This window comes from Rhodococcoides kroppenstedtii (genome assembly GCF_900111805.1).
GTDB lineage: Bacteria > Actinomycetota > Actinomycetes > Mycobacteriales > Mycobacteriaceae > Rhodococcoides > Rhodococcoides kroppenstedtii.
The window spans coordinates 1-22,538 of record NZ_FOJN01000003.1; the positions used below are offsets into that span (position 1 = coordinate 1).

At 70.3% G+C, this 22,538-nt stretch carries 21 protein-coding genes and 1 tRNA gene; 4 read left to right on the forward strand and 18 right to left on the reverse strand.

Going from position 1 to position 22,538, the window contains the following annotated elements; all coding sequences use genetic code 11:
- Nucleotides 1-69 precede the first annotated feature (69 nt).
- Nucleotides 70-357, forward strand: a complete 288-nt coding sequence (locus tag BMZ18_RS04160) for an integrase core domain-containing protein (RefSeq protein WP_170851447.1) — start codon at nt 70-72, stop codon at nt 355-357.
- 582 nt (nt 358-939) lie between these two features.
- Here BMZ18_RS04160 and BMZ18_RS04165 read toward each other — a convergent pair.
- The 6 genes from BMZ18_RS04165 to BMZ18_RS04190 form a co-directional block, all read right to left on the reverse strand.
- A tRNA-Thr gene (locus BMZ18_RS04165) sits at nt 940-1,015 on the reverse strand.
- 63 nt (nt 1,016-1,078) lie between these two features.
- Nucleotides 1,079-2,266: a DNA polymerase III subunit delta' gene (locus tag BMZ18_RS04170; protein ID WP_068366275.1), complete on the reverse strand. Its 1,188-nt coding sequence runs from the start codon at nt 2,264-2,266 to the stop codon at nt 1,079-1,081.
- A gap of 10 nt (nt 2,267-2,276) precedes the next feature.
- Nucleotides 2,277-3,227, reverse strand: a complete 951-nt coding sequence (locus BMZ18_RS04175; RefSeq protein ID WP_068366273.1) for a DUF808 domain-containing protein — start codon at nt 3,225-3,227, stop codon at nt 2,277-2,279.
- 33 nt (nt 3,228-3,260) lie between these two features.
- On the reverse strand, nt 3,261-6,278 hold the full coding sequence (gene topA / locus BMZ18_RS04180; RefSeq protein WP_068366270.1) for a type I DNA topoisomerase: 3,018 nt from the start codon (nt 6,276-6,278) through the stop codon (nt 3,261-3,263).
- Between the two features lie 197 nt (nt 6,279-6,475).
- On the reverse strand, nt 6,476-7,054 hold the full coding sequence (locus tag BMZ18_RS04185; protein WP_068103953.1) for a hypothetical protein: 579 nt from the start codon (nt 7,052-7,054) through the stop codon (nt 6,476-6,478).
- Between the two features lie 139 nt (nt 7,055-7,193).
- Nucleotides 7,194-7,397 (reverse strand): cold-shock protein, encoded by a 204-nt coding sequence (locus BMZ18_RS04190; RefSeq protein WP_005248460.1) that lies wholly within the window; start codon nt 7,395-7,397, stop codon nt 7,194-7,196.
- A gap of 308 nt (nt 7,398-7,705) precedes the next feature.
- Between BMZ18_RS04190 and BMZ18_RS04195 the strand changes: the two genes are divergently transcribed.
- Nucleotides 7,706-10,042, forward strand: a complete 2,337-nt coding sequence (locus BMZ18_RS04195; RefSeq protein ID WP_074921797.1) for a DNA 3'-5' helicase SftH — start codon at nt 7,706-7,708, stop codon at nt 10,040-10,042.
- Here BMZ18_RS04195 and BMZ18_RS04200 read toward each other — a convergent pair.
- Nucleotides 10,039-11,376, reverse strand: coding sequence for a cytochrome P450 (locus tag BMZ18_RS04200; protein ID WP_068366728.1), 1,338 nt, complete (start codon nt 11,374-11,376; stop codon nt 10,039-10,041). The genes BMZ18_RS04195 and BMZ18_RS04200 overlap by 4 nt on opposite strands.
- A gap of 91 nt (nt 11,377-11,467) precedes the next feature.
- Between BMZ18_RS04200 and BMZ18_RS04205 the strand changes: the two genes are divergently transcribed.
- Nucleotides 11,468-12,079 carry a DUF998 domain-containing protein gene (locus BMZ18_RS04205; RefSeq protein ID WP_068366726.1) on the forward strand — a complete coding sequence of 204 codons (612 nt, stop codon included), beginning with the start codon at nt 11,468-11,470 and terminating at the stop codon, nt 12,077-12,079.
- Between the two features lie 65 nt (nt 12,080-12,144).
- On the opposite strand, the gene BMZ18_RS04210 is transcribed toward BMZ18_RS04205, so the two are convergent.
- Genes BMZ18_RS04210 through ssd form a run of 7 tightly spaced genes read right to left on the reverse strand, consistent with a single transcriptional unit; the run spans nt 12,145 to nt 16,675 of the window.
- Nucleotides 12,145-12,492: an Rv3654c family TadE-like protein gene (locus tag BMZ18_RS04210; protein WP_068366723.1), complete on the reverse strand. Its 348-nt coding sequence runs from the start codon at nt 12,490-12,492 to the stop codon at nt 12,145-12,147.
- Nucleotides 12,489-12,800, reverse strand: coding sequence for a TadE family type IV pilus minor pilin (locus tag BMZ18_RS04215; protein WP_170851448.1), 312 nt, complete (start codon nt 12,798-12,800; stop codon nt 12,489-12,491). The genes BMZ18_RS04210 and BMZ18_RS04215 overlap by 4 nt, the downstream gene beginning before the upstream one ends.
- Before the next feature lie 17 nt (nt 12,801-12,817).
- On the reverse strand, nt 12,818-13,015 hold the full coding sequence (locus tag BMZ18_RS04220) for a DUF4244 domain-containing protein (protein WP_068103971.1): 198 nt from the start codon (nt 13,013-13,015) through the stop codon (nt 12,818-12,820).
- A 57-nt stretch (nt 13,016-13,072) separates the two neighbouring features.
- Nucleotides 13,073-13,639 (reverse strand): type II secretion system F family protein, encoded by a 567-nt coding sequence (locus BMZ18_RS04225; protein ID WP_235606342.1) that lies wholly within the window; start codon nt 13,637-13,639, stop codon nt 13,073-13,075.
- Nucleotides 13,636-14,421, reverse strand: coding sequence for a type II secretion system F family protein (locus BMZ18_RS19310; RefSeq protein WP_068103975.1), 786 nt, complete (start codon nt 14,419-14,421; stop codon nt 13,636-13,638). The genes BMZ18_RS04225 and BMZ18_RS19310 overlap by 4 nt, the downstream gene beginning before the upstream one ends.
- Nucleotides 14,418-15,596 carry a TadA family conjugal transfer-associated ATPase gene (locus tag BMZ18_RS04235; protein WP_074921798.1) on the reverse strand — a complete coding sequence of 393 codons (1,179 nt, stop codon included), beginning with the start codon at nt 15,594-15,596 and terminating at the stop codon, nt 14,418-14,420. The genes BMZ18_RS19310 and BMZ18_RS04235 overlap by 4 nt, the downstream gene beginning before the upstream one ends.
- Nucleotides 15,593-16,675, reverse strand: coding sequence for a septum site-determining protein Ssd (ssd, locus tag BMZ18_RS04240; protein WP_244516408.1), 1,083 nt, complete (start codon nt 16,673-16,675; stop codon nt 15,593-15,595). The genes BMZ18_RS04235 and ssd overlap by 4 nt, the downstream gene beginning before the upstream one ends.
- A 339-nt stretch (nt 16,676-17,014) precedes the next feature.
- Between ssd and BMZ18_RS04245 the strand changes: the two genes are divergently transcribed.
- Nucleotides 17,015-17,818, forward strand: coding sequence for an HAD family hydrolase (locus tag BMZ18_RS04245; RefSeq protein ID WP_068363094.1), 804 nt, complete (start codon nt 17,015-17,017; stop codon nt 17,816-17,818).
- Nucleotides 17,819-18,215: 397 nt separating this feature from the next.
- Here the strand turns inward: BMZ18_RS04245 and BMZ18_RS04250 are convergent, their stop codons facing one another.
- From BMZ18_RS04250 to BMZ18_RS04265, 4 genes are read right to left on the reverse strand one after another with little or no spacing between them, the layout of a single operon-like run.
- A complete protein-coding gene (locus BMZ18_RS04250; protein WP_068363097.1) occupies nt 18,216-18,965 on the reverse strand; it encodes a Fic family protein in 750 nt (249 codons plus the stop codon).
- A 9-nt stretch (nt 18,966-18,974) separates the two neighbouring features.
- Nucleotides 18,975-20,666, reverse strand: coding sequence for an ABC transporter ATP-binding protein (locus BMZ18_RS04255; RefSeq protein WP_139203840.1), 1,692 nt, complete (start codon nt 20,664-20,666; stop codon nt 18,975-18,977).
- A 2-nt stretch (nt 20,667-20,668) separates the two neighbouring features.
- Entirely contained in the window at nt 20,669-21,595 is a 927-nt protein-coding gene (locus BMZ18_RS04260) for an ABC transporter permease (RefSeq protein ID WP_068103985.1), read from the reverse strand.
- A 5-nt stretch (nt 21,596-21,600) separates the two neighbouring features.
- The gene (locus BMZ18_RS04265; protein ID WP_068103987.1) at nt 21,601-22,524 is read right to left on the reverse strand and encodes an ABC transporter permease; all 924 of its coding nucleotides are present in this window, start codon (nt 22,522-22,524) and stop codon (nt 21,601-21,603) included.
- Between the last annotated feature and the right edge of the window lie 14 nt (nt 22,525-22,538).

Sequence of the window (22,538 nt, forward strand, 5' to 3'; positions counted from 1 at the left end):
AAGTTCTCGGATGGAAGACCCCGACCGAGGTCTTCACCGAGCAGCTAAGCTCACTCCAACAGCCCGGTGTTGCAACGACCGGTTGAACTTGCCCAGTACACCAGCTGGGTTTTCGGCCAACGACTGCGCACGGCAGGACTGCTCGGGTCGATGGGTCGGGTGGCCTCGAGCGTCGACAACACGATGATGGAATCGTTCTGGTCGACGATGCAACGCGAGCTGCTCGACACCCGATCATGGGACACCCGAGATCAGCTCGCCTCCGCGATCTTCGAATGGATCGAAGCCTGGTACAACCCGCACCGCCGGCACTCCGGGATCGGCTACTCCTCGCCAGTGGAATACGAACACGGGTGACGGTGATGCCGCGGGAGCCGAAGTAGCTGTACAGGTTCGGCAACTGCCGCCACCGCACCACATTCGCCGCCCCATCCAGGGCATAGGTCGCCGGTGCCCGCAACCGACCCTCCGTCAACGATCCCTGCGCGGGGGTGGCGGTGGCCCGGTTCACCATTGCGTCGGTGACGTCGACGGTCAGCTCGGTGACCAGGGCGCCGCACTCAATGACGGCGTCCTCCATCGACAGGCAGAACAACGTGGGTGCGTCCTTGGCGGCGAACGCTCTCGAAAAACGTCGCACGGATCCGGCACGGCAGCGGTGCACCGCCACATCGGACCACGGTGAGTCCGCGCACGTCCGCACCTCCAACGGGTCGCGTTACGGGTCGTGTCACCGTCGTGTCATCGAGACTGAAAGCCCTGGTCAGAGCCACCGGGACCGGGGACCTTTACAGTCTGGATGAAAAGGTCTGTTCCGAATACTTGCTGGTCAGAGCGGTGCCGCCGTGTACTCCACGGACCTGCGGCACTTCATTCGGGCACACCCAGGACTGAAAAAGCGGTCATGCGAATCGCATAACCGCTGTTCAGCTTACGTTTTGGAGCCGCCTTGGGGAATCGAACCCCAGACCTTTTCATTACGAGTGAAATGCTCTACCGACTGAGCTAAGGCGGCGCGGCCCCGCGAGGAGCCGGGACGAGTCTAACCACTCGCCCCGGCCACCACCAAAACGGGCCCCTACCTCGCCGCCGCGCCCAGCGTGGCCACCATCGCGTCGACGGCGAACTTGGGCTTGACGTTCATCTCGAGCGCCTCCCGGCACTGCAGGATCGCCTCGATGCAGGTCAGCAACGACTCCGACGAGCACACCGACGCCAGCCCCCGCGCCTGGTCGACCATGTCCGGGTGGGTGAGCGTGGACTCGGCACCGAACGACTGGGCCAACGCGTCCCGATAGAGCCCCGCGAGGTCGATGAGCGCTCGGTCCAGCGCGTCGCGGCCGGTGCGGGTCCGGCGGGACTTCTGCCGCGCCTCGAGCTCCTTCAGCACGCCCGCCGAGCCGCGCAGCGCGCCCGCCGCACCCTTGCCGGTGCCGCCCGCGCCGAGCGCGGTGCGCAGCTCCTCGGTCTCCTGCTCGTCGCGCGCCGCGTTGAGCTCGACCGCGTCGAGTTCGGCAGCCTTCACCAGCTCCTCGACGACGGCGTACTGCGTGGCGGGACGCAGCGCGGCCTTGGCGATGCCCAGGGCCCGCTGGCGGCGGTCGCGCGCGTCGGCGTCCGTCGCGAGTCGCCGAGCCCGACCGACGTGCCCACCTCCGACGGAGGCCGCCCACGCGGCCGTCTTCTCGTCCAGACCGTCGTTCTCGCGCAGGACGCGGGCGATGTCGTCGGGCTTGGGGGTGACGAGCGCGACGTGGCGGCACCGCGAGCGGATGGTGACGGCGATGTCCTCCGGATCCACCGACGGCGCGCACAGCAGGAAGATGGTCCGCGCCGGCGGCTCTTCCACCGCCTTGAGCAGGGCGTTGTACGCCCGCTCACCGAGCCGGTCCGCGTCCTCGATGACGACGATCTGCCACAGTCCGGTGGACGGACGACGCGCGGCCATCTGCACGACGTCCCGCATCTCCTTGACCGAGATGGACAGGCCTTGCGGGACGATGCGGCGCACGTCGCCGTGTGTCCCGTGCAGGGTGGTGGTGCAGGCGTGGCAACGGCCGCAGCCGACGACGTCCGGATCGGTGCACTGCAGCGCGGCGGCGAAACAGACCGCGGCGATGGACCGGCCCGAGCCGGGCGGGCCGGTGAAGAGCCACGAATGCGTCATGCGCGATCCGATGTCACCCTCACGGGCGGCGTGCGCCGCGTCGGTCAGCTCGGCCACCACCTCGTGCTGGCCGACCATTCGATCGAACACTCCCGCCATGACGGCGAGCCTAGTGCTGCGCTCCGACACTGCCCGACCGACGGCCGCGCAGGCGCGCGATGCCTGCCAGGACGGCCACCACGATCGACCCGACGATCAGACCCAGCAGGGCGGAGAACAGGGTGTTGACGATCCAGGCCAGAACTCCCCCGATCCCGCCGACGCCGTGCACCGCCTCCTCGGCGTGATGCACCAGCTCGTACAGCGGGTGGAAGCCGAGCTCGTCGATACCGACCAGCAGGATGTGGCCGCCGACCCACAGCATCGCCGCGGTACCGACCACGGACAGCACGCTCATGACCTTCGGCATCCCGCGGACCAGACCGCGACCGACGGTCTGCGCGACACCCGACGACGTGTCGGCGAGACGGAGGCCGATGTCGTCCATCTTCACGATCAACCCGACGACGCCGTAGACCACCACGGTGATCACCACGGCGACGACGGCGAGAATGATCAGCCGCGACCAGAAGCCCTCCGAGGCGATGGTGTCGAGAGCGATCACCATGATCTCGGCGGAGAGGATGAGGTCGGTGCGCACGGCTCCGGCGACGACGGTGTCCTCGTCCCGCGGGCCGTCCTCCTCGTGATCGTGCGCGCCGTGCCCGCTGATCGCGCCCCAGATCTTGTGCACCGCTTCGTAACTCAGATACGCACCGCCGACCATGAGGATCGGCGTGAGCAGCCACGGCAGGAACTGGCTGAGGAGCAGCGCGATCGGCAGGATGATGATCAGCTTGTTGCGCAGCGAGCCGACCGCGATGCGCTTGACGATCGGGAGTTCCCGCTCCGCCGCCAGGCCGCGGACGTACTGGGGCGTGACCGCGGTGTCGTCGATGACCACTCCGGCGGCCTTCGCGGTGGCCTTTCCGGTGGCGGCGCCGACGTCGTCGATGGACGCCGCCGCCAGGCGCGCGAGCGCGGCGACGTCGTCGAGCAGGGCAACCAGTCCTCCGGCCATGGGCCGACCTTACGCCGTACTCGGGTCGGCCGATCAGCCGTCCGTGGCCTCCGTCGCCGTGGACTTCGCCGCGGCCGTCTTCTTGGCCGGCACCTTCTTGGCCGCCGTCTTCTTCGCTGCCGCGGTCTTCTTGGTCGCCGCCTTCTTCGCCGGAGCCTTCTTCGCCGCCGTCTTCGTGGCCGCCGTCTTCGTGGCCGCCGTTTTCTTGGCCGCCGTCTTCTTGGCTGCGGTCTTCGTGGCTGCCTTCTTGGTGGCCTTCTTCTTCACCGGACCGCGCGCGCGACGGTCGGCGAGGAGTTCCATCGCCCGCTCGTCCGTGATCGTGGCGACCTCGTCGCCCTTGCGCAGGCTCGCGTTGGTCTCCCCGTCGGTGACGTAGGGGCCGAAGCGGCCGTCCTTGATCACCATCGGCTTCTCGCTCACCGTGTCCACGCCGAGCTCACGCAACGGCGGAGTCGCCGCACCCTGACGGCCGCGACGCTTCGGTTCGGCGTAGATCTTCAGTGCCTCGTCGAGCGTGACGGTGAAGATCTGCTCCTCGGTCGCCAGCGAGCGCGAGTCCGTGCCCTTCTTCAGGTACGGGCCGTAGCGACCGTTCTGGGCGGTGATCTCCTCCTTGGACTCGGGATCGACACCCACGACGCGCGGGAGCGACAGCAGCTTCAGCGCGTCCTCGAGCGTGACGGTCGCGAGGTCCATCGACTTCAGGAGCGAACCGGTGCGCGGCTTGACGGCCGCCGCCTTCTTCGCGGCCTTCTTGGCTGGTGCCTTCGCCTTGGTGGCCACGGCCGTTCCGCCGCCGCCGTCCGAGCCACGTTCCACCGGAACGATGTCCGGGACCGGCTCGGGCTCCTCGGGGACGATCTCGGTGACGTAGGGGCCGAAACGACCTTCCTTGGCGACGATCTCGTGTCCGCTCGCCGGATCGACACCCAGCTTGCGGCCCTCCTGCGGCGTCGAGAACAGCTTCTCGGCGTACTCGACGGTCAGCTCGTCCGGCGGCAGATCGTCGGGCAGGTTGGCGCGCTGGGAGATCGGGTCGCCGTCGGGATCGTCGGGGTTCTGCACCATGCGCTCGAGATAGGGCCCGTAGCGGCCCACGCGCACGTGGATCTCGCGTCCCTCGGCGTCGTCGAACAGCCGGATGGAGTTGATCTCGCGGGCGTCGATGTCCTCGAGGTTGGTGCCCACCATCTTCTTCAGGCCACCCGAGCGGGCAACCGACCCCTCGGCGCCGGTCTCACCGCCGAAATAGAACGCGGTCAACCAGTTTCCGCGACGCTCGCGGCCGTCGGCGATCGCATCGAGGTCGTCCTCCATGCCGGCCGTGAAGTCGAAGTCCACCAGGCGGCCGAAATGCACCTCCAGCAAACCGATCACGGCGAACGCCACCCAGGACGGGACCAGCGCGCTGCCACGCTTGTAGACGTAGCCGCGGTCGAGGATGGTCTTGATGATCGACGAATACGTCGACGGGCGACCGATTCCCAGCTCTTCGAGCGTCTTGATGAGCGACGCCTCGGTGAAGCGAGCGGGCGGGTTGGTGGTGTGACCGTCGGGATCGAGGCCGGTGGCCGTGACCGCCTGCCCCTTCTCCAGTGCGGGCAAGCGGGATTCGGCGTCGTCGGACTGACCGCCGGCCTGATCGTCGACACTCTCGACGTAGGCCTTGAGGAAGCCCGGGAACGTGATCGTCCGGCCCGACGCACTGAAGGTGCAGTCCTCACCGGTTCCCGCGGTGCCCGAGATCCGCAGTGACAGCGTGGTTCCGCGCGCGTCCGCCATCTGCGACGCGACGGTGCGCTGCCAGATGAGTTCGTAGAGACGGAATTCGTCGGTGTCGAGGGAGCTGTGCAGCTGGCCCGGCGTGGCGAAGGAGTCGCCGGCCGGGCGAATGGCCTCGTGCGCCTCCTGCGCGTTCTTCACCTTGCGCGTGTACTGCCGCGGGGAGTCGTGCACGTACTCGGGGCCGTACAGCTCGGTGGCCTGACGACGAGCAGCATCGATGGCCGACGCCGACAGATTCGTCGAGTCGGTACGCATGTAGGTGATGTAGCCGTTCTCGTACAGCCGCTGCGCGATCCGCATGGTGCGCTCGGAGGACATACGGAGCTTGCGTCCGGCCTCCTGCTGCAGCGTCGACGTCATGAACGGCGGGTACGGGCGCCGCGTGTACGGCTTCGACTCGGCCGAGGCGACGGTGAGATCGACGCCGTCGAGGGCCTCGGCGAGACGACGGGCATGGGCCTCGTCGAGCACGGTGACGCCGTCGGACTTCAGCTTGCCGTCGGCACCGAAGTCGCGGCCCGTCGCCACGCGGGCACCGTCGACCGACACCAGCCGAGCGCCGAACGCCCGCGGGGTGGCCTCGGCGCCGGCGTCGAGCTGGGCCGAGATGTCCCAGTATTCGGCTGAGCGGAACGCCATGCGCTCTCGCTCGCGCTGGACGATGACGCGCGTCGCCACCGACTGCACGCGGCCCGCCGACAGCTTCGGCATGACCTTCTTCCACAGAACCGGCGAGACCTCGTACCCGTAGAGGCGGTCGAGGATGCGGCGTGTCTCCTGGGCGTCGACGAGGTCGGTGTCGAGGTCGCGGGTGTCGTCGGCCGCGGCGAGGATGGCCGGCTTCGTGATCTCGTGGAAGACCATCCGGCGGACGGGCACCTTGGGCTTGAGCGTCTCGAGCAGGTGCCAGGCGATGGCCTCGCCCTCACGGTCGGGGTCGGTGGCGAGGTAGAGCTCGTCGGCGTCCTTCAGGAGCGACTTGAGCTCGCTGACCTTGCCCTTCTTCTCGGGGCTGACGACGTAGAGGGGCTCGAAGTCGTGATCGACGTCGACACCGAGACGCGCCCACGATTCGCCTTTGTACTTGGCGGGCACGTCGGCGGCACCGCGTGGGAGGTCGCGAATATGACCCACCGACGCCTCGACCACGTAGTCCTTGCCCAGGTAGGGCGCGATCTTGCGGGCCTTGGTGGGCGACTCGACGATCACCAGACGACGGACGCCGCCGGACGACGACCCCGTCGACTTGTCCCCTGCTGCCACGTGCTGCCGAACCTTCCTGGCCTCGCCGGACGAGACCCCTTCCAACCACGGTCGACGCCTCGAACCGCTCGAGGTCGACACCATACAGAGTGACACACGTGCACCGATCCGCCGTTTCGGCGCGATCGGCGGGGGCGTCCGCGCCTGTCACGACGCGTGGGCGGTGCCCGGTCTCACGGCGCCGTGGGCGCACGGTGTCACGGCGTCGTCGGCCACTCCACCACACCCGGCGGCGCCTCGCCCACCGTGTCGACCAGGCGCCCGAGCCGTCGTCGACCCGTGATGCGCAGTTCGGGCGTGGATCCGCGGGCGCCGGCCAGCGTCGGCGCGATGCCGACGCGCATCAACGACTCCGCGAGGACGGGATGCGTGTCCGGTGCGTGCGGGTCCAGGCCGAACGCGAAGCGGGACCCGTCGGCGGCGAGCCGGCCCGAGGCGAGCGCCCAGGCGCGCAGTGCCCGCGGTCCGGGTGTCCACCCGGCGGGCACCGCCTTGACCGCCCCGCGGGTCCAGGACCGCGCCGTCGGCATCAACTCGGGAGTCGGGGCGGACCTGACCAGCGGGTGACCCTCGTCGGTGTCCGCGATCTCGGGTGTGATGCCGCAGTCGGCCATCATGTCCGCGATCGCCTGCGCTCGCCACAGCCGGTCGACGACGACGGACACCCGCGCTCCGCCCGCGACCGTCACCACCTGACCCGGAGCAGCCAGCAACCCCGCGAGGTCGTCCACCGCGGGCGGTGTCGACTCGGCGGAGAAGAAGGACAACTGACTCACAGTCGCGACAGTAGGTCACCGATGACCCCGGCGGGCGGCGACGGGTCGAGAGCACATCGGGCCCGTGACGAACGAATCCCCCGCCACCCGGAAGGGGTGACGGGGGATTCGCGCCTCGTGCGTGGATCCGATCCGAGGATCAGACTGCGCGGACGCCCGTGGCCTGGGGGCCCTTGGTGCCCTGGCCGACCTCGAACTCCACGCGCTGGTTCTCCTCGAGGGTGCGGAAGCCGCTGCCCTGGATCTCGGAGTAGTGGACGAAGACGTCAGCGGAGCCGTCCTCGGGTGCGATGAAGCCGAAGCCCTTTTCGGCGTTGAACCACTTCACAGTTCCCTGTGCCATGCTTGTCTATCCTTCTTCTTGACCACCGGATGCGGTGAACGGCACTTACAGTTCACCGGGCCGGTTCCGACCGCCGACGTGATTTTCCCCCGGAGGGTGGAGCTTCACGCACCGCGCTCGCAACAATAGATCCTGCGAGCGTGAACACGAACACAGAAGCTGCGACCGAGAACAGTGAACCACGTCGCGCGTCCGCACGCGACAGTCGCGCGCAACAAGTTCGTAAACCTTGTCGGGGCCCGCCGTCGGTGCTCGCACCTACCATCCGACCTGCGTCCCCATCGGCATCAGAGAACAGGACAGAACAGTTGAGCGCCACCGTCGACACGTCCGCCACCAGCTTCGGCGGCGCGTTGTTGGACCGTGCTCTGGCCGGGACGCCGACGGGGGAATCGCCGCTGACCCACTCGGTCGAACTGCCCGGTCGCGAGGCCCGGACGGCACCGTGGCCGGAGTGGCTCGATTCCCGGATCGTGCGCACGTTCGTCGACTGCGGCATTCCCGAACCCTGGAGTCACCAGGCCGACGCGGCGACGCTCGCGAAATCCGGCCGGCACGTCGTCGTCTCCACGGGAACGGCGTCGGGCAAATCGCTGGGTTATCGCATGCCCATTCTGTCGACGCTGTCCGAGAATCCCCGCGCCACCGCGCTGTACCTCGCCCCCACCAAGGCGCTCGGATCCGATCAGCTCCGGGCCGCGGTGGACATGACGGACACTCTCGCTCGCGCCGGATTTCCCGACATCGCGCCGAGCGATTACGACGGTGACACTCCCGTCGAGGTCCGCCGTTGGGCGCGCGCGAACTCCCGCTGGATCTTCACCAATCCGGACATGCTGCACCTGTCGCTGCTGCAGGGCCATCGTCGGTGGGCGCACTTCTTCCGCAACCTGGCCTACGTCGTGGTCGACGAGTGCCATTCCTACCGGGGGGTCTTCGGTTCGCACGTCGCCCTGGTGATGCGTCGACTGCGCCGCATCGCCGCGCGGTACGGCGCGAATCCGACGTTCGTGCTGGCCAGTGCCACCGCGTCGGCGCCCGGCGCGGCGGCGAGCCGCCTCATCGGAGCGCCGTGCGTCGAGATCACCGAGGACGGATCCCCGCACGGTCCGCGCACCGTCGCCCTGTGGGAACCGCCGCTGCTGGACGTGACCGGCGAGAACGGCGCTCCGGTGCGCCGCGCCGCCGGGTCCGAGGCCGCGCGCATCATGGCCGATCTGGTGGTCGAGGGTGCCCGCACGCTCACCTTCGTCCGGTCGCGGCGCGGCGCGGAACTCACCGCCCTCGGCACGTCGAGACTGCTCGCCGACGTCGACCCGGACCTGCCGGGGCGCATCGCGGCGTATCGAGCCGGGTACCTCGCCGAGGACCGACGCGCCCTCGAGCGCGCCCTGTCCGACGGACGACTGCTCGGCGTGGCCACGACGAACGCGCTGGAACTCGGCGTCGACATCGCCGGCCTCGACGCCGTCGTCGTCGCCGGCTTCCCCGGCACCGTCGCCTCGTTCTGGCAGCAGGCCGGTCGCTCCGGACGTCGTGGTCAGGGATCTCTGGTGGTCCTGGTCGGGCGGGACGACCCGTTGGACACCTATCTGGTCCACCATCCGTCGGCGTTGCTGGACAAGCCGATCGAAGCGACGGTCACCGACCCCACCAACCCCTACGTGCTCGGGCCCCAGTTGCTCTGCGCCGCAGCGGAACTGCCGCTGTCCGACGACGAGATCGCCGAGTGGAACGCCGAGGACGTCGCCCACCGCCTGGCCGAGGACGGCGACCTCCGCCGTCGGCCGCACGGGTGGTACGTCACCTCCGACACCCCGCCGCACGGCGAGATCGACATCCGCGGTGGCATCGGCTCGCAGATCGCGATCGTCGACGGCACCACCGGCCGCATGCTGGGCACCGTCGACGCCGGCCGCGCCCCCGCCACCGCCCACCCGGGCGCGGTGCACATCCATCAGGGCGAGTCGTTCGTCGTCGACACGCTCGACTTCGACGACCACGTCGCCGTCGTGCACCCCGAGGAACCCGACTGGACGACGTCGGCACGCGAGGTCACCGAGATCGTCGTCGAGGACTACCTCGAGCACCGTCGGCACGGCGAGGTCGACGTCGCCCTGACGCGCGTGCAGGTCAGCCATCAGGTGGTCGGCTACCTGCGGCGGCTGCCGTCCGGGGAGATCCTCGACTCCGTCGAACTCGACATGCCGGTCCAGACCCTGCACACCCGAGCGGTGATGTACACGATCACGCCGGAGCTGCTCGCCCGCGCCGGCGTCGGGCCGGAGCGCGTGCCGGGGTCGCTGCACGCCGCCGAGCACGCGGCCATCGGCATGCTCCCGCTGGTGGCCACGTGCGACCGGTGGGACATCGGCGGCGTGTCCACCGCGCTGCACGGGGACACCGGCCTGCCCACCGTGTTCGTCTACGACGGGTACGACGGTGGGGCAGGCTTCGCCGACCGGGGACACGCGGTGCTCGCGACCTGGCTGGCCGCGACCCGGGACGCGATCGCGTCGTGCGAGTGCCGATCCGGCTGCCCCTCGTGCGTGCAGTCACCGAAGTGCGGCAACGGCAACGATCCGCTGGACAAGGACGGCGCGGTCCGCGTGCTCGACGCCGTGCTGGGCGAGCTGGCGGACTAGGCGTCCACCGTCGCGGGCTCGCCCAGCGAGACGGGCAACGACGAATATCCGTGCAGGACACGGGTGTTACGACGAGTACCGGCCCCGACGGTGGTGAGGTTCGGGAATCGATCGAACAGGGTGCGCAGCGCGACCTCGCTCTCGGCGCGAGCCAGCGCCGCACCGAGGCAGAAGTGCCGACCTCCCGAGAACGAGAGGTGCTTGTTGGCATTGGGCCGGCCGACGTCGAAGCGGTCCGGGTCCTCGAAGACCTTCGGGTCCCGGTTACCCCCGGAGAGGGCGCACACCACGATCTTGCCCTTGTCGATGGTCCTACCGGCCATCTCCACCTGATGCCTGGCCACGCGCGCGGTCATCTGCACCGGCGTCTCGAGGCGCAGCATCTCGTCGATCGCGTTGGCCCACAACGACGGATCCTCCTGCAGGCGCGCAAGCTGATCGGGGTTGCGCACCAACAGGTCGATGCCACTGCCGAGCAGATTGACGGTGGTCTCGAAGCCGGCGGCGAGGACCAGACCGGCCGTCGCGCGCAGCTCCTCGTCGTTCAGGTAGACGCCGTCCTCGGAGGCATCGATGAGCTGGCTCATCAGGTCGTCGCCGGGGTTCTTCCGGAGCTCGGCGATGTGCGCGGACAGCCACGCGTCGAATCCCCGCAGGCCCTTCTCGACTTCCTCGAACTGCGGCCACGTGAGGCCCAGATCGAGGCTGGGAGCGGCCAGCTCACCGAACTCGAGCACCCGCTGCTGCTCGCTCGCCGGCACGCCGAGGACGTCACTGATGACGGCGACGGGCAGCTTGGCGCAGTACGCGGGCACGATGTCGACGGTGGACGCCCCGCTCGCCACCAGCTCGTCGAGAAGGGTGTCGGCGACCTCCTGGACACCGTCGCGCATCTTGTTCACGGCGCGCGCCGTGAAGACGGACGACACGAGCTTGCGGTACCGGGTATGCGAGGGCGGCTCGACCGCCAGCAGTGACGGCGGGGCCAGTGGATGCAGCGCACCCGACCGCGTCCTCTTCTCGATGAGGCGCATGGGCGCCGGCATGTTGCTGCCCTGGTTGACGGTGCGGAAGTCGTCCGACCGCAGCAGATCGAAGATCAGCGCGTGATCGACGGTCAGAAAGGCCACTTTGCCCTTCACCAACGGTCCACGCTCACGGAGTTCCTGGTGGATGATCTTCGGGTTGGCGCGCGTCGCGGGGTCGGCGATCAGCTTCGCCTGCGGATCCCCCGTACGAACCCCCAGCTTGGCGACCGTACGCACCAGCCCGTGTACCGCGGCCCAGCGCAGTCGCGCCTTGGCTCCGTCTAACAGTCCTCCACCGTGTGTCATCTACTCGCCCCCGTCGTCGTCGTCGCGCACCCCAGCACGAACACTTCTCTCACTATGCGCAGTTCGCGCCGGACTGTCTACCGTCCGAGGCATGCGTTTGCGCCGTGCCGTCGCCGCCCTGTGGGTGAGCACCGTCCTCTACTGGCCCGCTCAGGTCCTGGTCGCCAAGGCGTGGCCCACCCCGTACAGCTGGCGCGACGACGTCATCAGCGCACTGGGCGCCGCGACCTGCACCGAGTACTGCTCCCCGGATCACGGCGTCATGAACGCCACCTTCGTCGCGGTCGGCGCCCTCACCGCCGCGGGGGCCGCCGTGCTGGTTCCGCAGACCACGGGTCGCGATCGCACCGGCTGGCTCCTGATCGCTGCCTCCGGACTGGCCACCTCGGCCGTCGGGTTCCTTCCCATGGACGTCTCTTCCGCCGCGCACAACCTCGCCGCAAAGATCCATTGGGCACTGCAGGTCGCGGGCATGATCGTCCTCGCCACCGGCTCGGCTGGACGAGACCGACGAGCACTGGCCCTGGCCGTCGCGTGCACTGCCGCCGCCGTGATCGGCGGCGCAGCCTTCCTCACCCCCGGCACGTGGGGGCTCGGAGCCGGGCTGTCCGAGCGGATCGCGCTGGACAGTCTGAACGTCTGGACCATCGGCATGGGTGTGCTGCTGCTCCGCGGCCTGCGACCGGTGAGCCCTTCCCGCTGACCGCTCCTGCTCTCGCGGACGGTGCACCATCCGCAGCTGCACGAACCATCCGCGGAAAGCGCCGCTCACTCCACCGGCCCCGCCCGCGACACCGCAACGGCCTCCCGGACCCCGAACCGCCCCAACCGCACGGTCACTCGGAATCGCACCTCGAGATCCCACCCCTCGGCGGCGCAGGTCGCGAGCACCGCTCCCATGCGGTCACCCACGACCCGCGCCGCCGCGCACCCCGCCGCGTCCCCCTCGACCAGGGCCGCAGCCCCGGCCAGCGCGGCGAGATCCGCAGCCGCCTGCACTCGATGTCGTGCAGCAACGGCTACCCCCACCCACATCACCGTCGCGGTGACCACCACGAGCGACAGCACCACGAACGCCCCGATCACCGAGGCCGACCCGCGATCCCCCTCGCTCACCGCGGGTCCGCCTCGGGTTCGACCACTGCGACCGCCTCGGCGGCGACTTCGACTCCGGGCAGCGGCGACGCCGCCTCGACCCGCACCGTCACCCACTCCCCGTCCCGCGTCACCACCACCTCGGCGTCCCGCGGCGCGACGCGACGGGCAGCGACGACGGCATCGGGATCCCCCAGCGCGGACAGCCTCGCCCCTTCCCGCGCCGCATCGACACAGCGGATGTGCGCGGTGACCGTCACCAGCGCCCCCACGCACAGCACCACCACCGCCACGATGGCGGCGATGGCCAGTGCCGCTTCGACGGTCACCGCCCCGGCGTCCCCCCTCAGACCGTGGTCTGCAGAGCCCGGTCGATGATTCCGGTGAGGGCGGAGACGATCGAGTCGCCCGTCACCACCGTGTAGAGCACCGCCCCGAAAGCGGCGGCCGCGATGGTGCCGATGGCGTACTCCGCCGTCGACATCCCGTCGTCCTCCGCGAGGACCTCGAGCATCCTGTTCTGCACCCTGTGCACCACGGACATGTTCTCCCCCTTCGTGATCCGCCGAGGCCGATCCCCGACGGCGTTTCTCTGGACCCGTCACGGGATCCCGCCTCCCTGAAGCACCGACCCGGCCAGTCCGACGACCACCGGCACGATGCCGAGGCAGACGAACGCGGGCAGGAAGCACAGCCCCAGCGGACCGGTGACGAGGACCCCGGCTCGATCCGCGCGGGCGACGGCCTCGTCCTCGGCCCGACGACGCTGTTCCGCCGCGGAGCCGGCCAGCGCATCGGCCACCGAGGTCCCGGACCGTGCGGACCGTCGCAGCGCACGGGCCACGGTCTCGGTCGCCGGGTGTTCGGCCAGTGGAGCCCATGCCGATTCCGGTTCGGCACCCAGAGCGAGCAACGCACCGGCGCGGGTCAGCGCGGAGGCCAACGGCTCGGGTGCGAACTCGGCGACCGCGTGCGCGGCTGCCGGGACGGTGGCGCCGCCGCGCACGCAGGCGGCGAGGAGATCGAGGGTTCCGGCGACCGCGTGCGCATCACAGCTCGGCGATGCCGTGGCCGGGGCCGACGGCTCCCGAACCGACCCACGCCGGCACACGGACCGAGCGGGGGCGACCAGCACGGCGAGCGCGAGCAGGATCGCCGCCCCCGTCACCGGACCACTCCCGCCACGATGCGATCGGTCCACAGCAGCCCCGCGCACACCAGCGTCACGCCGACGACGCCGAGCACCCCACCCGCGCCGTCCCCGCTGAGGACTGCGAGTGGCGCCGCCCCCATCGCCTGGCCGAGAGCGATACCGAGCACCGGCAACACCGAGAGCACGGTGGCCGTCGCCCTCGCCCCGGCCGTGGACGCCTCGGTGCGACGACCGAACCGCACCCGCGCGTCGAGATCGTCCCGCACGGACCGCAGGACGACGGCGGGCGCGAGGCCGTGCCGCTCGCAGATCACCCAGGCGGAGGCCATCCGGGTCCAGTCGAGCCGGCTGTCTCCTTGCTCTCCGGCGCCGGTGAGCCCGGTGGACAGGGCCCCGCCGAGCTCGGAATGGGCAGCGGCCGCGGCGAATCGGGAACCCACCTCACCGGGGTGATCACGAGCGACCGCCCGACAGGCCGCCGCGGGATCGGCACCCACCGCGAGTTCCGCGACCATCGTGTCCACGCCGCCGACCAACGCTGCGGTGACGGCGCGGTCGGCCCGGCGGCGCGTCGTCGCCCGCCGGCGCAAGAAGACCGTCGCCGTGACGACGGTGACCGCGATCGCCGGCGCCGGGCCGAGCGCAAGGACGGTGGCGAGCACGACGGCCGCAGCGGCGATCACCGGTAACCGCCCGGAGCCGATCCGGACGACACGGCGTGGCCCGTGCACCACCCGTCGGCGCGGCGGTCGCGACGGCCACACCAGAAGCGCCGCGGCGAGAACCAGCAGGCTCACCGTGCCCCCTCCGACCCGAGAAGCTCGTGCAGTCGCGCCCGGCCCGGCCCCGTCGGTGCGTCCCGCGACCACGCCGGGAGCACGCGACACACGCCGTCGTCCCCCGGCGTCACGACGCCGATCGAGGCGAGCACTCGGCGGCCGTCGTCGAGTCGCGCCGTGTGCAGCACCACGTGGACCGCGGCGGCCAGCTGACTGTGCAGGGCGGCGCGGGACAAGCCACCGAGCGCCGCCAGGGCTTCGAGGCGCGCAGGAACCTCCTCGGGCGAGTTGGCGTGCACCGTCCCGGCTCCCCCGTCGTGCCCGGTGTTGAGCGCGGTCAACAGGTCCACCACCTCCGGCCCGCGCACCTCCCCCACCACGATGCGATCCGGCCGCATCCGCAACGCCTGGCGGACGAGGTCGCGCACGGTCACCTCGCCGACTCCCTCGACGTTGGCGGGGCGGGCCACCAAGGTGACGACGTGGGGGTGGGCCGGGGCGAGTTCCGCCGCGTCCTCGACGCAGACGATGCGCTCGCGGGGGTCCACCTCACCGAGCAGTGCCGCGAGCAGGGTCGTCTTCCCGGTTCCGGTGCCACCGACCACGAGGAACGCGACCCGGCGAGAGACGATGCGCCGCACCAGATCCTCCGCGCCGTCCGCGAAGGTGCCGGCCGAGGCGAGCGCGCCGAGCCCTTGCGACGCCGGGCGCAGGACGCGCAACGACAGGCAGGTGCCGCGCCGCGCGACGGGCGCGAGGACGGCATGCAGACGCACCCCGAAGGACGCAGAATCGACCCCCGGCAGGCGGCCGTCCACCCACGGCTGGGCGTCGTCGAGGCGGCGTCCGGCCGCGACCGCCAGCCGTCCCGCGAGCCGCCGCACGGCCGCGTCGTCGTCGAACCGCACGTCGGCGCGTTCCAGTCCGCGGCCGCGGTCGACCCAGACCTCGTCCGGACGACTGACGAGCACGTCGGTGACACCCGGTTCGCGCAGTACCGCGTCGAGGACGCCCGCTCCGCGAAACTCCGTGTCGAGGACGTGCAGGACACGGAGCAGCTCCGCGTCCCCCACCACGCCACCCGCCTCGGCGCGGACGGCGGCGGCGATCGCGGCGGGCGTCGGCTCGGAGCCGTCCGCAGTCAACCGGTCGCGGACTCGCCCCAGCAGATCACCGGTGACCCAGCCCGTCACGACGGACCCCCCACCAGGGCGAGGACGGCGGCTGCAGCGGCGGCGAGCGGCGACCGGGGTCGCAGATCCAGCCCGCCGTGGTCCAGGGTTGCGGCGAGACGACGCTCGGGGCGCATGGTGGCCAGGACCGGTGCCTCCGCGGTGCGCTCGACGTCGTCCGCACGCAGTCCCCCGGGGGCCGGGCCGCGAATCACGAGACCGACGTTCGCGGTGCGACTCTGCAGAGTCGCGACGACGGCGCGGGCCGCCCACGAACCCCGCACCGTCGCCGGCACGACGACCGTGACCAGGTCGGCCGCCTCCACGGCAGCCCACTGCTCGGGCCCGGGCGAGCGCGGTGCGTCGCAGACGGCGAGTTCGCCCGCACGCCGAACGGACGCCAGCACCGCGGTGAGGGCGCCGGGGTCGACGTCCGAAGGTCGGCCTCGTGCGCAGGACAGCACGGCGAGGCGATCACGCGCGGGCAACGCGTCGTGCAGGGCACGAGCGTCGACGCGGCCGCCGACGACCAAGTCGGGCCACCGCAGTCCCGGCCGATCGTCCACGCCGGCCGCAAGGTCGAGTCCCCCACCGCACGGATCCGCGTCCACCAGCACCGTGAGCGCCGAGCGTGCCGACGTCAGGGCGAGTGCCGTCGCGAACACCGAGGCCCCGGCTCCGCCGCAGCCGCCGATCACCGTGACGACGGCGCCGTCCGCGTCGCGTCCCGGAACGGCCGCGATCAGCGCCATGAGGTCGGCTTCACGGTTCGGCAGGTCGAGCACGTGCGGTGTCCCGAGGGTGGCCGCGCTCTGCCACGCCGTCACGGTCGGCGCACCGTCCGAGACCACGACGACGCCCGGACGGCGCGGGTGCCGTCGGCGCACCGCGTCGGCGGCAGCGGACTCGGAGAGCACGACGGTGGTCGCGCCGAGCCACCCCGCTCGGTCCGGGACCGTCGACCGCACGTCGACCGCACGGCCTGCCGCGGCCACGACCCGTCGCACGTGGTCGGACAGGGTGGGCTCGCCGATCACGACGGTCACGGCGGCGTCGGACGCGGCAGCGGGGGTCGACGCGGAGAATTCGGGCGAGGTCACGCCGCCGATCGTGCGCCGCTCGCGAGACCGGGCGAGCGCGTCGACGACCACCCGGGGATGACGACGACGCCCGGGGAGAACGCCGTCGACGGGTCGGACCGGCGTGCTAGGCGACCGGCGAGAGACCCCGGACATGGGACGACCCCCGCCAGGGGGGGGAGGAGGCGGGGGTCGTCGACGTTCAGCCCCGGGGGGTCGGGCTGAACGCGCCCGATTCGTGACCGGGCACAACGAAGTCTACACCCGACTGCGCTCGGACCACATCGCCGCGCGGCGAGTCGTCACAGCAGGTCCGGCGGACTTTCGGAGACCGACAGGCCCGCCCGTTACCCTGACCGGGTGAGCAGCACCGAAGCACCCGGACGCGTCGCCGCGTTCTTCGATCTGGACAAGACGATCATCGCGAAGTCGTCGACCCTGGCGTTCAGCAAGCCCTTCTTCGACGGCGGACTGATCAACCGGCGCAGTGTGCTCAAGAGCAGCTACGCCCAGTTCCTGTTCCTGGTGTCCGGTGCGGACCACGATCAGATGGAGCGCATGCGCATCCACATCGCGAGCATGTGCACCGGGTGGGACGTCGAGACGGTTCGCACCATCGTCGCGGAAACCCTGCACGACATCGTGGATCCGCTGGTGTTCGCCGAGGCCGCCGATCTGATCGCCGACCACAAGCTGCGCGGTCACGACGTGGTGATCGTGTCCGCGTCCGGCGAGGAGGTGGTCACCCCGATCGCCGACGATCTGGGCGCCGACCATCACGTCGGTACGCAGATGGCGATCGAGGACGGCAAGTACTCGGGCGAGATCTCGTTCTACTGCTACGGGCCGGGCAAGGTCGAGGCGATGGAGAAGCTCGCCGCCGAGCACGGGTACGACCTGTCCCGCTCGTACGCCTATACCGACTCGGTCACCGACCTGCCGATGCTCGAGGCCGTCGGGCACCCGACGGCGGTCAATCCCGATCGTGGTCTGCGCAAGGAGGCCGCGAGCAAGGGGTGGCCGATTCTCACCTTCTCGAACCCGGTCTCGTTGCGCAGCCGGTTCACCGCGCCGTCGTCGAGCACCGTCGCCGGGGTCGCCGCCTCCCTCGCCGCGGTGGCGGCCGGCGCGGTCTCGTACGGCGTGCTGCGTCGCCGTCGCTGAATCGATCGGGCCGCCGGAAGCCCTTGCTGTGGCGTCGATCACAGAGTAAGAATGGACGCACGGAAAGACGGAAGGCCAAGAGCGAGCCGGAAGAGAAGGAACGCTCTCCCAGCCGGGCTTTCCCGGCACGGACCGACGGTACCCACGCGTAGCGCGCCGCTATGATGGCACAAGTGTTGTGGGCCTGCGGAATTCGGGCGGACGACGTGAGAACTCTGCACTGGTTGTGGACACGAACGAAGGTCGCCACGCATTCTCGCCGAGGCCACGTGGAGTTTCTCCACCGCAACCCACCCTGCACGCCTGGTAACCGCGGATTCCGTGCCGACGGGCGACGACGCCGGAGTGAGATCCCGGCACCGTCGCCCGTTGTCATGTGCGGGCCCGTCGGGTCGCCTCAGGCCGGCTGCGCGTTCTCCGCGATCGTCGTCGCCTCGGCGGCACCGGCCTCGAACGACCCGCAGCACAACAGGACCCAGCTCCCCACGCCGCGCTCGGTACCGCCCGCGAAGCCCTCGACACCCGTGCGGTAAGCGGCGAGCCGCTTGGCCCAGCTCTCCTCCGGCACACCCAGATTGTGGGGATCGAGGCCGGACGCGACGGCCACCAGCCGCGACGCCGCGCGCGCGACCACGCCGTCGGCCGTCCCGAACGGCCGCAGGGACACCAACTCTCCGTGGACGATCGCCGCGACCACCGGCGCCGGCGCCCGCGTCCCGCCGGTGACGAGGTCGGCCAGGATCGACAGCCGCTGCGCGACGTCGTCACCCGCCCGCGGACGACCCAGCTGGTCCTGATCGTCGACGAGGTCCGCCGCGGCCAACAGATGGAGACGAGCCAACGCCTGGAGCGGGGCGCGTCGCCACGTTCCGACGGTGCTGGTGAGCGCGTCGCCGTCGAGTGCCTGCGCCACCCGGAGCGCACCGGCGAGGATCGGCGGGGCCGTGCCGTCGTCGGCGACGGCGGTCGAGGACCCCGCGATCACCGCCGACGCGCGGGCCGCCCGCACCGCCGCCTCGGCGGCCGTGGCCGGCCACCCCCGTCGGTTCGTCTTGTGCCGGTGTACCTCGGCGAGCGCGTCGCGAGCCCGGTCGGCGGCGTCCCGGACGCCCGGTAGGTCGAGGATCGGAGCCAGCGGATCGGTCACGGGGCGAATCTACCGACCGCCCGCCTGCTCGGCGGCCAGCAGTTCCGCCCGCTCCCGGCGCCGCACGGCCTGCTGCTCGGGGTCCGGCACGGGCACGGCCGCGAGCAGACGCTTGGTGTACGGGTCGGACGGCGAGCGCAGGATGCGGTCGGTGCGGTCGAACTCGACCAGCTTGCCCTTGCTCATCACCGCGATGCGACGGGCCAATACCTCGACGACGGCGAGGTCGTGACTGATGAACAGGCACGCGAACCCGTATTCGCGCTGGAGCTCCTGGAACAGCTCGAGCACCTTGGCCTGCACCGAGACGTCGAGAGCCGACGTCGGCTCGTCAGCCACCAGCAGAGTCGGTTCGAGGGCGAGGGCCCGGGCGATGCCCACGCGCTGCCGCTGACCGCCCGAGAGCTGGTGCGGGTACCGGTTGCGCATGTCGCGGGACAGGTGCACCTGGTCGAGGAGCTCCTCCACCTTCTTGTTCCGCTGCGTGCGGTCCATCTCGGTGTGCAGGAGCATCGGCTCCGCGATGGACTGGCCGATGGGCCAGCGGGGGTTCAGCGACGACCCCGGATCCTGGAAGACGATGCCCACCTTGCTGCACACCGGGCGCAGCGCACGGGTGGACGCCGACGTGATGTCGGTACCCGCCACGGACAACGACCCGGAATGCAGCTTCAGCAGACCCACCGCGGCCTTGCCGATGGTCGACTTGCCGGAGCCGGACTCGCCCACCAGGCCGACGACCTCGCCCGGCTCGATGGACAGGCTGACCCCGTCGACCGCGCGGAACCCGCCGGTGCGGCGGGAACCGGGGTACTCGATGACGGCATCGGTGAGCTCGAGGGCGTACGTGACGTCCGGGGTGTCGTCCGTGCCCTGCTCGCCCGCCCGCGATCCCAGATGGGGAACGGACGCGAGCAGCTCGCGGGTGTAAGCGTGGTCCGGGCGATGGAAGATGTGGTCGGCGGTGCCCTGCTCGACGATGTCGCCGTTCCGCATCACCAGGATGCGGTCGGCCATGTCGGCGACCACGCCCATGTCGTGGGTGATGAGCACGATGGCGGCGTCGACTCGGCCGCGCAGATCCCGCATGAGCTCGAGAATCTCCGCCTGCACGGTCACGTCGAGCGCCGTGGTCGGCTCGTCGGCGATGAGCACGGCCGGCTCCGACGCGAGCGCCTGAGCGATCATGGCGCGCTGACGCTGTCCACCGGACAGCTGGTGCGGGTAGTAGCCGACGCGCTTCTCGGGCTCCGGCATCTCGACCAACCGCAGCAACTCGATGACGCGGTCCTTGGCCTGCGCCTTGGTGACGTCGCTGTGCGCGCGAATGGCCTCGGTGATCTGCCAGCCGATGGTGTAGACCGGGTTCAGGGCCGTCATCGGCTCCTGGAAGATCACGGCGATGTCCTTGCCGCGCACGCCGTTCAGCTCGCGTTCCTTCAGGCCCGTGAGTTCGCGACCGTTCAGCGTGATGCTGCCCGCGACCCGGCTGTTGTCGGCCAGCAGCCCCGGTATGGCCATGGCCGTCGTGGACTTGCCCGAGCCGGATTCGCCCACGATGGCGAGGATCTCCCCGCGCGCCACCTCGAAGGACACGTCGCGCACGGCCGTGCGCCAGGTCTTGTCGACCTCGAAATCGATGGTCAGACCGGAGACACCGAGGATCGGGGCCGCCGCGTCCGATGTTGCCTGTTCCGTCATCGTCAGCTCCGTTTCGGGTCGAGCGCGTCACGCAGCGCGTCGCCCATGAGGATGAAGGCCAGCACCGTCACCGACAGGAAGGCTGCCGGGAAGAGCACCAGGTGCGGCGAGGTGGAGATGTAGTTCTGGCCCAGGTTGATCTGCAGGCCCCACGAGATCGCGGGCAACTGCAGACCGATACCGAGGTAGGACAGCGTCGCCTCCGCGGCGATGAACGTGCCGACGGCGATGGTGGCGTACACCAGCACCGGCGCCAGGGCGTTCGGCAGGATGTGCCGGACCAGGATGCGGTAGGTGCTCGCACCGAGAGCCTGTGCGGCCTGGACGTATTCGCTCTGCTTGATGCTGATGACCGACGAGCGGACCAGACGCATGGCGGTCATCCAGCCGAAGGCCACCAGGGCCAGGGCGACCGTCACGACCGTGCGCTCGCTGGTCACGGTGAGGAGCACCAGGGCACCGAGAAGCAGCGGGATACCGAAGAATATGTCGGTGAACCGCGCCAGCAGGCTGTCGAGGAAGCCGCCGAAATAGCCTGCGAGAGCGCCGATCAGCACGCCCACGATCAGGACGCCGATCACGGCGAGCAGGCCGATGGTGAGCGAGATCCGCGCACCGTAGATGACATTGGCGTAGTAGTCGCAGCCCTGCAGGTCGGTACCGAACCAGTGCTCGGCGCTCGGCTTCAGCCGGGTGTTCGTCAGGGTGCAGTCGCGCGGATCGATGCCGCGGGCGAACAGCTGCGGCACCACGGCCATGAGAACGAGGACCAGGGTGATGACGGCGCCGAACCAGAAGAACGCGCTGCGCCGCAGCTTCTTCCACGCGTTGCCCCAGAGGCTGGCCTGGCCGACGAGGTCCTGCGCCTCACCGGTGACGACGTTGCCCGGCTCGCCCTCGGCGGCCGCGTGCTGTGCATCGGAGGTCATGGTGCCTACTCGTATCGGATTCGGGGGTCGAGCAGTGCGTAGAGCACGTCCACGACCAGGTTGAAGAAGATGTAGAAGAACACCATCAGCGTGACGATGCCGACGACGACGGCGCCCTCCTGGTTCTGCACGGCATCGAAGATCGCGCGCCCCAGACCGGGAATGTTGAACACCGACTCGGTGACGATCGCGCCGCCGAGCAGCGACCCGACGTCGGCACCGATGAAGGTGACGACGGGAATCATGCTGTTGCGCAGGGCGTGCCGGAACACGATGCGTCGGTATCCGACGCCCTTGGCGCGGGCGGTGCGGATGTAGTCCGCCGCCATCGCCTCCGACACCGCGGTGCGGGTCAGTCGGGCGACGTACGCCATGGACAGCGCCGCGAGCACCAGGCCGGGCAGCAGGTAGCTGTACCAGCCGGCGTTGATGCCGGCGATGGGGAACAGATCCAGCTTGTAGCCCAGCAGGTACTGGGCGACGAAGCCGAGCACGAACACCGGCACCGACACCAGCAGCGTGGTCGAGACCAGCACCAGGTTGTCGAAGAAGGAGTTCCGGCGCAGGCCGCTCAGGACACCGGCGGCGATACCGATCAGTGCCTCGAAGACGATGGCCACGATCGTCAGCCGCACCGTGACGGGCAGGCGCTGCGAGATGGTGTCCAGAACGGGTCGGCCGGCGAAGTCGGATCCGAAGTCGCCCTGCAGAAGTCCGCCGACGTACTTGACGTACTGCACCAGGAACGGATCGTCCAGGTTGTACTGCGCACGCAACTGCGCGACGACGGCGGGGGCGAGCGGGCGATCGCCCGCCAGGGCGCGAATGGGGTCGCCCGGCAGGGCGTAGACCATCGCGAAGATCAAAAAGCTGGCGCCGATGAGGACCGGAACGGTCAACAACAATCGGCGAGTGATGAAGCGACCCACTTCGGTTCTCCTCG

Excerpts from the sequence above, each read along its gene's own strand:
- BMZ18_RS04220 (WP_068103971.1), bottom strand. The coding sequence starts at position 13,015 with ATGTCCGTGGTGCACAGGGTGCAGAACAGGATGCTCGAGGTCCTCGCG.
- BMZ18_RS04175 (WP_068366273.1), bottom strand. The coding sequence starts at position 3,227 with ATGGCCGGAGGACTGGTTGCCCTGCTCGACGACGTCGCCGCGCTCGCG.
- BMZ18_RS04205 (WP_068366726.1), top strand. The coding sequence starts at position 11,468 with ATGCGTTTGCGCCGTGCCGTCGCCGCCCTGTGGGTGAGCACCGTCCTC.
- BMZ18_RS04255 (WP_139203840.1), bottom strand. The coding sequence starts at position 20,666 with ATGACGGAACAGGCAACATCGGACGCGGCGGCCCCGATCCTCGGTGTC.
- BMZ18_RS04170 (WP_068366275.1), bottom strand. The coding sequence starts at position 2,266 with ATGGCGGGAGTGTTCGATCGAATGGTCGGCCAGCACGAGGTGGTGGCC.
- BMZ18_RS04260 (WP_068103985.1), bottom strand. The coding sequence starts at position 21,595 with ATGACCTCCGATGCACAGCACGCGGCCGCCGAGGGCGAGCCGGGCAAC.
- BMZ18_RS04190 (WP_005248460.1), bottom strand. The coding sequence starts at position 7,397 with ATGGCACAGGGAACTGTGAAGTGGTTCAACGCCGAAAAGGGCTTCGGC.
- BMZ18_RS04200 (WP_068366728.1), bottom strand. The coding sequence starts at position 11,376 with ATGACACACGGTGGAGGACTGTTAGACGGAGCCAAGGCGCGACTGCGC.